Annotated in this window: 10 protein-coding genes; 2 read left to right on the top strand and 8 right to left on the bottom strand. The window is 69.0% G+C overall.

Annotated features, from left to right (window positions below; translation table 11 throughout):
• A partial coding sequence (locus RL72_RS00665) for a molybdopterin-dependent oxidoreductase (protein WP_156156649.1) occupies nt 1-1,280 on the top strand: 1,280 nt, incomplete at its 5' end.
• A gap of 9 nt (nt 1,281-1,289) precedes the next feature.
• On the opposite strand, the gene RL72_RS00660 is transcribed toward RL72_RS00665, so the two are convergent.
• The 4 genes from RL72_RS00660 to RL72_RS00645 form a co-directional block, all read right to left on the bottom strand.
• Nucleotides 1,290-2,393 carry a glycoside hydrolase family 183 protein gene (locus RL72_RS00660; protein WP_045248871.1) on the bottom strand — a complete coding sequence of 368 codons (1,104 nt, stop codon included), beginning with the start codon at nt 2,391-2,393 and terminating at the stop codon, nt 1,290-1,292.
• A 29-nt stretch (nt 2,394-2,422) separates the two neighbouring features.
• Nucleotides 2,423-3,334: a carbohydrate ABC transporter permease gene (locus tag RL72_RS00655; protein ID WP_082071877.1), complete on the bottom strand. Its 912-nt coding sequence runs from the start codon at nt 3,332-3,334 to the stop codon at nt 2,423-2,425.
• Nucleotides 3,334-4,260 carry a carbohydrate ABC transporter permease gene (locus RL72_RS00650; protein WP_045248870.1) on the bottom strand — a complete coding sequence of 309 codons (927 nt, stop codon included), beginning with the start codon at nt 4,258-4,260 and terminating at the stop codon, nt 3,334-3,336. Before RL72_RS00650 ends, RL72_RS00655 begins: the two co-directional genes overlap by 1 nt.
• A gap of 83 nt (nt 4,261-4,343) precedes the next feature.
• A complete protein-coding gene (locus tag RL72_RS00645) occupies nt 4,344-5,714 on the bottom strand; it encodes an ABC transporter substrate-binding protein (RefSeq protein WP_045248869.1) in 1,371 nt (456 codons plus the stop codon).
• A 454-nt stretch (nt 5,715-6,168) separates the two neighbouring features.
• On the opposite strand from RL72_RS00645, the gene RL72_RS00640 reads away from it, so the two are divergent.
• A complete protein-coding gene (locus RL72_RS00640) occupies nt 6,169-6,975 on the top strand; it encodes a hypothetical protein (RefSeq protein ID WP_248700319.1) in 807 nt (268 codons plus the stop codon).
• 9 nt (nt 6,976-6,984) lie between these two features.
• On the opposite strand, the gene RL72_RS00635 is transcribed toward RL72_RS00640, so the two are convergent.
• The 4 genes from RL72_RS00635 to dnaK all read right to left on the bottom strand — a co-directional run bounded on the left by RL72_RS00635 (nt 6,985) and on the right by dnaK (nt 11,090).
• The gene (locus RL72_RS00635; RefSeq protein WP_175491240.1) at nt 6,985-7,452 is read right to left on the bottom strand and encodes a heat shock protein transcriptional repressor HspR; all 468 of its coding nucleotides are present in this window, start codon (nt 7,450-7,452) and stop codon (nt 6,985-6,987) included.
• A 156-nt stretch (nt 7,453-7,608) separates the two neighbouring features.
• Nucleotides 7,609-8,595: a DnaJ C-terminal domain-containing protein gene (locus tag RL72_RS00630; protein WP_045248866.1), complete on the bottom strand. Its 987-nt coding sequence runs from the start codon at nt 8,593-8,595 to the stop codon at nt 7,609-7,611.
• A 30-nt stretch (nt 8,596-8,625) separates the two neighbouring features.
• The gene (locus RL72_RS00625) at nt 8,626-9,234 is read right to left on the bottom strand and encodes a nucleotide exchange factor GrpE (RefSeq protein ID WP_045248865.1); all 609 of its coding nucleotides are present in this window, start codon (nt 9,232-9,234) and stop codon (nt 8,626-8,628) included.
• Nucleotides 9,234-11,090: a molecular chaperone DnaK gene (gene dnaK / locus RL72_RS00620; RefSeq protein ID WP_045248864.1), complete on the bottom strand. Its 1,857-nt coding sequence runs from the start codon at nt 11,088-11,090 to the stop codon at nt 9,234-9,236. The genes RL72_RS00625 and dnaK overlap by 1 nt, the downstream gene beginning before the upstream one ends.
• Nucleotides 11,091-11,241 lie beyond the last annotated feature (151 nt).

The following is an 11,241-nucleotide window of genomic DNA, read 5'->3' as shown; positions in this document are numbered from 1 at the left end:
GCTCGCCCCCGCGCGCGTCACGGTCGCCAGCAGCCCGGCGACGCCGGCGAGGGCGAACACCGCGACGCCGGCCCAACGGCGCCGACGCTCGAGAAGACCCGCGACCGCCGCTCGTCGGCGCGATCGCGGGCTGCGCGTTCCTGACCCTCTCGATCCGCGCGCTGCACCGCTGGCGCGTCCCCGCGGCCGGCGTCGAGGCAGGCCCGGATCGCCGGCGCTTCCTGGCTCTGACGGCGGTGGGGGCCGCCGCCGCCGTCCTCGCCGGCGTGGGCGCACGCCTCGGCACCGCGGCGACCACCTCGATCGCGGCCGCACGCAAGGCTCTGCGGCTGCCGGAGCCGCTGTCGCGGGTCACCGTGCCCGCGGGCGCCGAGCTGGACATCCCTGGCCTGTCTCCCCTGTTCACCCCGAACGCCGACTTCTACCGCGTCGACACGGCGCTCTCGGTGCCGGCGATCGCCCCGGCGGACTGGCGGCTGACGGTCGACGGCATGGTCGGCAGGAAGGTCGAGCTGAGCTTCGACGAGCTGCTGCGGATGGGCCTGCGGGAGTACGCCGTGACCCTGACCTGCGTCTCGAACCAGGTCGGCGGCGATCTCGTCGGCACCGCGCGCTGGCTCGGCGTGCCGGTGCGCGAGATCCTCTCCCGCGCGCTCCCCGCGAAGGGGGCCGACATGGTCCTCTCGCGCAGCATCGACGGGTTCACCGCGAGCACGCCGCTCGACGCGCTCACGGATCCGCACCGCGACGCGATCCTCGCCGTCGCCATGAACGGCGAGCCCCTGCCGCCCGAGCACGGATTCCCCGTGCGGATGGTCGTGCCAGGGCTCTACGGATACGTGTCGGCGACGAAGTGGCTCACCCGGCTGACCGTCACGACCTTCGAGAAGGATCAGGCGTACTGGACGCCCCGCGGATACAGCGCACAGGCGCCCATCAAGCTGTCGAGCCGGATCGACACCCCGCGCATCGACAGGGAGATCCCGCCGGGGGCCGCCCGGATCGCCGGGGTCGCCTGGGCGCAGACGGTGGGGATCGCGCGCGTCGAGGTGCAGATCGACGGAGGGGCGTGGCAGACCGCGACGCTGTCGGCTCCCGTCAGCGCCGACACCTGGGTGCAGTGGTTCCTCGACTGGAACGCCACGAGCGGCAGTCACACCCTCGTCGTCCGGGCGACCGATCGGAACGGACGGATGCAGGAGCAGGCGCGCACCCCGATCGCTCCGGACGGCTCGACCGGATGGCAGTCGACCGTCGTCCGCGTGGGCACGGCCGGCTGACGACCGCCGTCAGACGAGCCCCTGGATCCGGAACTGCTCCACGTGGTACACGCTGTTGTCGCCCGTGTTCCACTGGCTCACGCTGAGGTGCAGGTCCGACAGCGTCGAGCCCGGGATGATGTACCCGCCGTAGAGCTGGGCGACGTGCGTCGCGTCCTCGGCACCCCAGTTCCCGCCCCACAGCAGGGTGGTCTTCGTCGCCGTGTAGAGATTGTCGGTGGGGGTGTTCACCACCATCGCGTCGATCCGGTAGGCGTCGGCGTTGAACCAGGTCAGGATCCACTTGCCGCCGAGCGGACGCAGGCACATCTCGCCGAACTTGCCCGGCAGCACCTCGGTGGCGGGATTGCCCCACGCCCAGACGCCGTTCGCGTAGCCCCACGGCTGGTAGGCCGACAGGGTCGTCATGCTGTTCTGCGGCACGCGGTAGAGCACGATCCCTTTGTCCCTCTGGAAGCCGGTGCCGTAGATGTAGACGTAGCCGTCGCTGCCCTGCCCCCAGGTGATGCACTGGAAGTGGCCGCCGGCCATGTCCGCCGGGAACTTCAGCCCCGTGTGCTGCCAGGTCGCGCCCGAATCGTCGGACTGCCAGAGCTCGGTCCAGCGCACCGCCCCGAACGTCGGCCCGTTCACGATCGCGTGCAGGTACATCCGCGATCCGATCGTGATCACGTCGGAGGGGATCACGGTCTCGTAGTAGGCGTCGTGCGGGTAGTACCAGAGCTGCGGCGCCGTGACCTGGGTGTTGGCGCCCGCGCCCGCCGCCCCGTTGAACACGACCCCGGAAGCGAGGGTGCTCGTGGACGAGTACAGCGCGACCGGCGAACGCCAGTCCGCGCCGCCGACCGCGTCGGCCCACGTGTCGCCGAACGTGAACAGCAGCCGCCCGTCGGGCGTGCGGGCCGGGATGCCGAGGTCGGTCGCGCCGATCCCGTACTGCACGCCCGCCTGCGTGCCGGCGAGCACCTTCATGCGCGTGACGGTGAGCCCGGCGGCGGCCGCGGGACTCGCGCCCAGTGCCGATGCCCCGAGCGCCGCGCCTGCGGCGAGCGCCCCCTGGAGGACGGTGCGGCGGGTCAGCCCGCGGGCGGGGCGGAGCACTTCTTCGGACATGGCATTCTCCCCTTCGAGAACACGGCCGGCTACTTGAGTCCGGCCATCTTGATGTTGCCGATGATCTGGCGCTGGAAGATGAGGAACAGGATCACGACCGGTGCGGCCGCCAGCACGGATCCGGCCATCAGCAGGCCGAGCTCGCTCGAGCCCCGCCCGGTGCGGAACTCGGCGAGGTACTGCTGCAGCACGAACTTCTCGGGTGAGGTGATCGTCATGATGGGCCAGACGTAGGAGTTCCAGTAGGCCAGGAAGGCCGTGATCCCCATCACCACGAACGGCGGCTTGGACAGCGGCAGGAAGATGCGCACGAAGATCGCGAAGCGGCCGCAGCCGTCGAGCATCGCCGCTTCTTCGAGACTCGCCGGGATGTTCAGGTAGAACTGCCGGATGAAGAACACCGAGGCCGCGCTCGCCGCACCGGGGATCACCAGCACGGCGAGGGTGTCGAGCATGGCCAGCCGCGTCACGACGATGAAGCTCGTGAGCAGGATCGTCATGCCCGGGATGAACATGGTCGTGATGACGGCGACCCAGAGCGTGCGCTGGAACCGGAACTGCAGCCGCGCGAACGCGTAGGCGGCGAGCGAGTTCACGGTCAGGCTCAGCAGCGTGAACAGGATGGCGCCGAGGAACGTCCAGCCGAGGGTGCGCAGGAACGTCTCGTCGGCCAGGATCTTCGCGTAGTTCTCCCAGTGCCACACCTCGGGGAAGAACTGGAACGGCGTGCTGAGCACCTCGGTCTTCGCCTTGAACCCCGCGATCACCATCCAGGCGAGCGGGAACAGGGCCGCGAGCAGGAACAGCAGGCCCACGAGCGCCTTGCCGATGAGGATCGCCCAGCCGGTGACGCCGTGCGGCGCCGTGAAGCGGCGGCGATCCTTTCCGGCCAGGACGATCCGGGTGGTCTCCAGCGCGGTGGTCGGGGAGGTCGCACTCATCAGTCGACGAGCCTTTCGGAATTGATGAACTTGAAGACGAGGGCCGAGACGGATCCCAGCACGACGAACAGCAGCAGCGCCGCGGCGATCGAGTAGCCCACGTTCACGTCGTTGCGGAAGTGGTTGAAGATGAACAGGTTCGGCAGCGTGGTCGAGTCCAGCGGTCCGCCCTGGGTCATGACGAGGGGCAGCTCGAACTGCTGGATCGCCGCGACGAAACCGGTGATCAGCAGATAGAGGAACACGTTCTTCATCTGCGGCATCGTGATGTAGAAGGTCTTCTGCCACCAGCCGGCGCCCTCCATCGCCGCCGCCTCGTAGTACTCCGTGGGGATGTCGACCATGGCCGCGACCATGATGAGCGAGGTGATGCCCATCCCGAGCCAGACGGCGGGCACGGCGACCGAGAGCAGCGCCCACGCCGGATCCCCGATCCAGGCGACCGCGTCGATGTGGAACGCGGCGAGCACGGCGTTCAGGATGCCGCCGTCGTAGGTGTAGATCAGCACGAACACGATCGACGCGATCACCGACGAGATGATCGTCGGGATGTAGATGCTGACCTTGAGCACGGTCGCGAATCGCCGCGAGACGCTCACCACGAGGCTCGCGAAGAGGAACGCGAGCACCAGCATCGGCGGCACGGTCATCAGCACGAACAGGAAGCCGCGTCCGATCGTCGCGACGAACAGCGGGTCCGTCAGCACGTCGGCGTAGTTCTTCCAGCCGACGAACTGCGGATCCTTGTAGAAGCTCCAGTCCTGGAAGGAGAGGAATCCCGCGTAGACGGCCGGCCAGATCACGAAGATCCCGAGCAGGATCACCACGGGCGCGAGCAGCAGGTACGCGAGCCTCGTGTCCCGGTAGCGGTGCCGGTCGGCCCTGCGCTTCGCGGCGCGTCGGTCGTCGATCGCTGGCGTGGTCATCGTTGCTCTCCGTCGGGGGGATGATGTGGGGGCGGGCTGCACGGTCGGGGACGGCCGCACAGCGGTCCCCGACCGCGCCGCGCTCACTTCTTCGGAGCCTTGCCGGGCAGGCCCTGCGACTGGATGACCTTCTCGATCGCGGCGTTCGCGGTCGAGATCGCATCATCGGGCGACTTCGCGCCCTTCATGACCGACTCCATCGCGGTGCCGACGGCCAGCGAGACGTCCCAGGGATAGGTCGGCTCGGGGATCGCGGTCGGCGCGATGTCGTTCACGATCACGGTCGACCACGGGGCCTTGGCGGCGGCCTCGTCCTTCGCGACGGCCTCCTGCACGCTCTTGCGCACGGGCACCTTGGTGAACTGCGTGTTCACGAAGAACGGGACGAGGTTCTTCGGATCGCCCGCGAGCGACCACTCCAGGAACTTCCCCGCGGCTTCGGCGTTCTTGCTCTTCGCGTCGATGACCCACTTGAAGTTGCCGAGCGTCGTGGCGGTGCGTCCGTCGGCGTTGGACGCGTTCGGGAACGCGCCGATGCCGGTCTTGGTGAGCAGGTCGGGGTAGTCGGAGCCGATCTCGGACATCATCCACGAGCCGGAGACCTTGAAGGCCACCTTCTTCTGCCCGAAGTCCTTGCCCTCGACATAGGCGGCGAGCGCCTGCTTGGGCATGTACCCCTTGTCCCAGAGCTCCTTGTACTTGGACATCAGGTCACGGTACGCCGCGTTGTCGATGTCGGGCTTGGACCAGTCGTCGGTGAGCGCGGTGTGACCCGCGAAGTTGTACTGCTGGCCGACGGTGGACCAGGCGAAGGTGATCGCGTCGGACGCGGGCGAGATGCAGTACTGGCCCTGCGCGAGCGTCGGCTGGATCTTCGCGCAGTCGGCGAGCAGGTCGTCCCAGGTGGCGGGGGCCTTGTCCGTGTCGACCCCGGCCTTGGCGAGCATGTCCTTGTTCCAGAACAGCACCGTCTGCGCCTCCTGCAGGAGGGGGTACGCGTAGTAGGTGCCGCCGATCTCGGAGACCGACTTGGCGGAGTCGATGATCTCGTCGAGCTTGGACTTGTCGACGACCTTGCCGAGGTCGTACAGCTGCCCCGCGTTGACCGCGTCCTGGATGCTGCCGGAGTGGGTGTAGATGTCGGGCGCCTTGCCTGCGGCCTGCGCCGCCTTCATCTTCTGGTCCCAGGCGTCCGCGGGGATCTCGGTGTCCTTGACGACGATCTTGTCCTGCGCGGCGTTGAACTTCTTGACGATGTCCTTGTACCAGGCGTTCTCGGGCGGGGTGAACGTGCGGTGCCAGAACTCGATGGTGGTCTTGCCCCCGGAGTCGCCGCCGCCTCCCGCAGCCTGTCCCGGGGTGCTCGAGCCGCAGCCCGCGAGCAGTCCGATCGCGGTGACGCCGCCCAGTGCGGCCATCACCACCCGGCGGGTGCGCTGTGTGTCCGTCTTCATGGTTCCTCCTCGGGAACACGACTTCCTCGTCGAATCGGTGCAGGGTCCGGCGCTCACGCCGGTTCCGCGGTCGCGCTCAGGATCGGCATCGACCGGGTTGTCGTCCAGGTTAGGCGAAATCGATTTCAGATACAAGATGATCTTCGTCGAAAACAGGATCCCGGCGAGAGTCTGGCATCCGGACGCCGTCCTGTCTCCTCTTCCTGCTTTATCTTTCCCCGCGATCTCGCTTAGGATCCGCGAGAAGGAAATCGATTTCAGATGATCGCCGATCGTCTCCCTCGCACCCCGAGGAGCACCGACGACCACACCTGGCACCCCTGAGGAGATCTCCCCCGCCGTCGCCGGCGGCCGCTGGCTGCGCCCGTCCGGCGCCGCGCCGCGCGAGCCCCGATGGGGTCATCCGGACGGCCTGCAGATCGGCCTGAGCCCGGCACCCCGAGGCCTGCTCCAGGTGTTCACGCCCTATCTGGAGCACCCCCGCGAGCGCCTGGTGAACTACATCGCCGTGGAGCCCCTGCCGGTGGGCGCCGAGGCACGAGGCTACTCGGAGCTGGAGCCGAGCCGCCTCGATCCCGGCCAGCCGGGAAAGCGCCTGTGGGCGGTCGACGACCCGGGCGATTCGGCCCCGCGCGCCCGCTTCGATCCGGATCGCGGGGTGGTGGACGTCGCGGACGGCGTCGAACGACTCACCGTCTGGGTCCTGGTCGAGCCCTTCGACGACGGCGCCGACGTGCACGTGCGCGTGCGGTTCCGCGCCGACCGTCCGCACGAGGTCGAGCTCGCCGGGTTCGCAGGCCCGCGGTCGACGCCTCTCGAACACCTGGTCCTCACGGCCACCATGGGCAACTGGGCGCGGCTGCGCCGGCTCGAGCTCGCGGACCGCACGGTCACGCCGGCGCTGCTGTGGCCGGGGTTCACCGGCACGGGCTTCGCCGAGCACGCGTCCTTCGGGCTCGACGAGCTCATGCGCGACGGCGCCTCGGCCGTCGTCGCGGCCACGGGCGACGAGGTCGACCCGTGGACGGTGACGCACAGCGCCGACACCGCCGCGCACTGGCGCTTCGAGGGGCGGCGCATGCGGCAGGAGTGGCGGGTCGACGACCCGCATCCCGCTCTGCGCGCACAGGTCAACGCCCGCTGGTCGTACTGGGCGAGCGCCTCGGAGATCCCCGGCGGCCCGGCCTACGAGAACCTGGAGGTCGTCGAGCCGTTCCGGCAGGGCGCCGCGCTGCGCTTCATCGTCGAGCCGCTGGACTGACCCGCAGGCTCAGCGCTCGCTGTCGTCGGGATCGTCGGCGAGCTCGTCGTCCGACGCCTCAGGGCGGTTCAGCCAGGGCCGCCACAGGACGATCTCGGTCGAGCGCCGGATCCGTCGTCCGGAGGGGACGGCCATGATGGAGCCCGTCGCGCCGGCGGCGAACACCCGCACGCCGGGACGGCTGGCCCGCTCCTCGCGCAGGTCGTGCTCGAGCTCGACGACGCGGCGGCGGAGCGTGCGGACCTCGTCCTCGAGATCGAGCAGCTTCGCGATCGCCGGCAGGCTCATGCCCTCGCTCGACAGCTGCGCGACCTCGCGCAGCTGGGCGATGTCGCGCTGGGAGTAGCGGCGGGATCCGCCGCGGGTGCGTCCGGGCACGACCAGGCCGATCCGGTCGTACTGCCGCAGGGTCTGCGGATGCATGCCGGCGAGCTCGGCGGCGACCGCGATCGCGAAGATCGGGGTGTCGGCGCTCATGCGCTCATCACCCACAGCGCACCCCGTTTCGGCCGTGCCGGAATGAGGACGGCCGACCGAGATCAGGAGAATCCGCAGGGATCCACCTGATCTCGGTCAGTTCGCCCGTTCTCGGCATCAGCAGGGCGCGAGCGGAGGCGCACAATGACGGGGTCTTCACGCGCGTGCCTTCGCCAGCAGCTCGGCGCGCGGGTTCTCCGCGGGCTCGGCGGCCCGGAAGCGCTCGAGCGCCTCGCGCGCGGCCTCGTCCAGATGCGCCGGCACGGCGACCTGGATCTCGGCGAGCAGGTCGCCGGTGCCCTTCGACGTCGTGACCCCGCGGCCCTTGACGCGCAGCACCCGGCCGGACGGCGTTCCCGCCGCGACCTTGAGCTTGACCGGATCCCCTCCCAGCGTCGGCACCTCGATGGTCGCCCCGAGCGCGGCCTCCGTGAAGGTGACCGGCACGGTGACGCGCAGGTTGAGCCCGTCGCGGGTGAACACGGGGTGAGGTCTCACGGAGACCTGCACCACGAGGTCGCCGTTCTCGCCGCCGTCCGGGGAAGGACGGCCGCGGCCGCGGAGACGGATCTTCTGCCCGTCCTTCACGCCCGCGGGGATCTTCACCTTGAGCGGATGACCGTCCTCGCCCTGCAGCGTGACGGTCTCGCCGCGCACGGCCGTCGCGAACGAGAGCGTGGTGCGCGCCGTGACGTCGGCGCCCTTGGTCGGGCCGCCGAAGCCCCGGAAGCCTCCGGACGGCTGCCCGAAACGGCCGGATCCGAAGGATCCGCCGCCCTGGTTGAACATCGCGAAGATGTCGTCGAAGTCGGCGGTCTGCCCGCCGCGGCCGCGGTTGAACGCGCTGAACACGTCGTCGAAGCCGCCGTTGCCGGCGCTGCCGGGCGCGGTGAACCGCGCGCCGCCGGCGCCCATGGCGCGGATCTGGTCGTACTCGGCGCGCTGCTCCGCATCGGAGAGCACCGAGTACGCCTCGCTGATCTCCTTGAACTTCGCCTCCGCCGCGGCGTCGCCGGGGTTGGAGTCGGGGTGGTACTTGCGCGCGAGCTTGCGGTAGGTCTTCTTCAGATCCGCCTCGGAGACGTCTTTCGAGACGCCAAGGGTCTTGTAGAAGTCCTTGTCGAACCAGTCCTGGCTAGCCATGCACCACCTCTCTTTCCTGTTCTTCGGATGTCACTCAGCGGGAACCGCGACGACGACCTTGGCCGGACGCAGCTCGACATCGCCCAGGCGGTAACCCACCTCGACGACCTCCAGCACGACGGTCTTCTCGACGCCCGGGGTGGGCTGCTGGAAGATCGCCTCGTGCTGCTGCGGGTCGAACTCGTCGCCCTTCTCGCCGTAGGAGACGACGCCGAGCCGCTCGACGACCGAGCGGACCTTCTCGGCGATCGCGGCGAAGGGGGTGCCCTCCTGCAGATCGCCGTGCTGCGCGGCGCGGTCGAGATCGTCGAGCACGGGGAGCAGGCCCTTGGCGGCCTCGCCCTTCGCGCGCTGGATCTCGACGCCGCGCTGCTCCTCGGTGCGGCGGCGGTAGTTCGCGTACTCGGCCTGGAGGCGCTTGAGGTCGATGAGCAGGGTGTGCTCCGCGTCCGCGAGGGCCGCGTCCTCGGCGAGCGCGTCGTCGCTCGGCGCGGTGTTCAGGATGTCGTCGACCGTGAGCTCTTCGGCGTCCTGCAGGTCATCGGCCCCGGCCGCGGGGCCGGACGCGTTCGCGTCCGACCCCTGGCCGCCGACCTCACGGCCCCCCTCGGGGCCCTCGAAGTCCTTGGGATCCGTCATTACTTCTTCTCGTCCTCGTCGTCCACGACCTCGGCGTCCACGACGTCCTCATCGGACGCGGCGCCCTCGGCCGCCGGCTCGCCCTGCGGGGCGGATGCCGCGTCGGCCTGCGACTGCGCGTAGATGGCCTCGCCGAGCTTGGACTGCGACTGGTTCAGCTTCTCGAACGCGGCCTTCACGGCCTCGTCGTCCTCGCCCGCCAGCGCGGTCTTGAGCGCGTCGACGTCGGCCTTGACCTCGGTCTTCACGTCCTCCGGGAGCTTGTCCTCGTTCTCCGAGATGAGCTTCTCGATCGAGTAGGACAGGGTCTCGGCCTGGTTGCGGACCTCGGCCGACTCGCGGCGCTTCTTGTCCTCGGCGGCGTGCTCCTCGGCCTCGCGCACCATGCGGTCGATGTCGTCCTTCGAGAGCGAGGATCCGCCCGTAATGGTCATCGACTGCTCCTTGCCCGTGCCCTTGTCCTTGGCGGACACGTGCACGATGCCGTTCGCGTCGATGTCGAAGGTGACCTCGATCTGCGGGATGCCGCGCGGAGCCGGCGCGATGCCGGTCAGCTCGAAGGTGCCCAGCGGCTTGTTGTCGCGGGTGAACTCGCGCTCGCCCTGGAAGACCTGGATCGCGACCGACGGCTGGTTGTCGTCGGCGGTCGTGAAGGTCTCGCTGCGCTTGGTGGGGATGGCCGTGTTGCGCTCGATGAGCTTGGTCATCATGCCGCCCTTGGTCTCGATGCCGAGGCTCAGCGGGGTGACGTCGATGAGGAGGACGTCCTTGCGCTCGCCCTTCAGCACACCGGCCTGCAGCGCGGCGCCCACGGCCACGACCTCGTCCGGGTTCACGCCCTTGTTGGCCTCCTTGCCGGTCTCGCGCTTGACGAGCTCGGCCACGGCGGGCATACGGGTGGAACCGCCGACGAGCACGACGTGCGCGATGTCGCCGACCTTGATACCGGCCTCGCGGATGACGTCCTCGAACGGCTTCTTGGTGCGGTCGAGGAGGTCCTTGGTGAGGTCCTCGAACTTCGCGCGGGTGATCGTCTCGCTCAGCGACACGGGGCCGTTCTCGGTGAGCGACAGGTACGGGAGGTTGACCGAGGTCGACGTCGAGGAGCTGAGCTCCTTCTTCGCCTGCTCCGCGGCCTCCTTGAGACGCTGCAGCGCAATCTTGTCGTTCGAGACGTCGACGCCGGTCGAGTCCTTGAACTGCTTGATCAGGTAGTCGACCAGGCGCTGGTCCCAGTCGTCGCCGCCGAGGCGGTTGTCGCCGGCGGTGGCGCGCACCTGGATCGTGGAGAAGTCGTCGTCCTTGCCCACCTCGAGCAGCGAGACGTCGAAGGTTCCGCCACCGAGGTCGAAGACGAGGATGAGCTCGTCCTCCTTGCCCTTGTCGAGGCCGTAGGCCAGGGCCGCCGCGGTGGGCTCGTTGATGATGCGCAGCACGTTGAGGCCGCTGATCTCGCCGGCCTCCTTGGTGGCCTGGCGCTCGGCGTCGTTGAAGTACGCGGGGACCGTGATGACCGCGTCGGTCACCGTGTCGCCCAGGTAGGCCTCGGCGTCGCGCTTGAGCTTCTGCAGGATGCGCGCGGAGATCTCCTGCGGCGTCCACTTCTTGCCGTCGACGTCGAACGACCAGTCGGTGCCCATGTGGCGCTTGACCGAGGCGATCGTGCGGTCGACGTTGGTGACGGCCTGGCGCTTCGCGGTCTCGCCGACGAGCACCTCCCCGTCCTTGGTGAAGGCGACCACCGAGGGGGTGGTGCGGAATCCTTCTGCGTTGGCGATGACCTTGGGCTCGCCGCCCTCGAGGACGCTGACGACGGAGTTCGTCGTACCGAGGTCGATACCGACAGCACGTGCCATTTGTTTTCTCCTTCAGTCGGAAGTTTCTGGGAAAGCCTGCGCGGCCGCAGGATCCCGGGGATCACCGGAAAACCTGAGTCGCGATGACTCAAGGGTACGCCCGCTGTCAAGGGATGTCAAAACAAACTTGATAGGACAACGCTCAAGTTTG

Source organism: Microbacterium azadirachtae (genome assembly GCF_000956545.1).
Taxonomy (GTDB): domain Bacteria; phylum Actinomycetota; class Actinomycetes; order Actinomycetales; family Microbacteriaceae; genus Microbacterium; species Microbacterium azadirachtae.
This window is presented reverse-complemented; position numbering and strand designations above follow the sequence as displayed.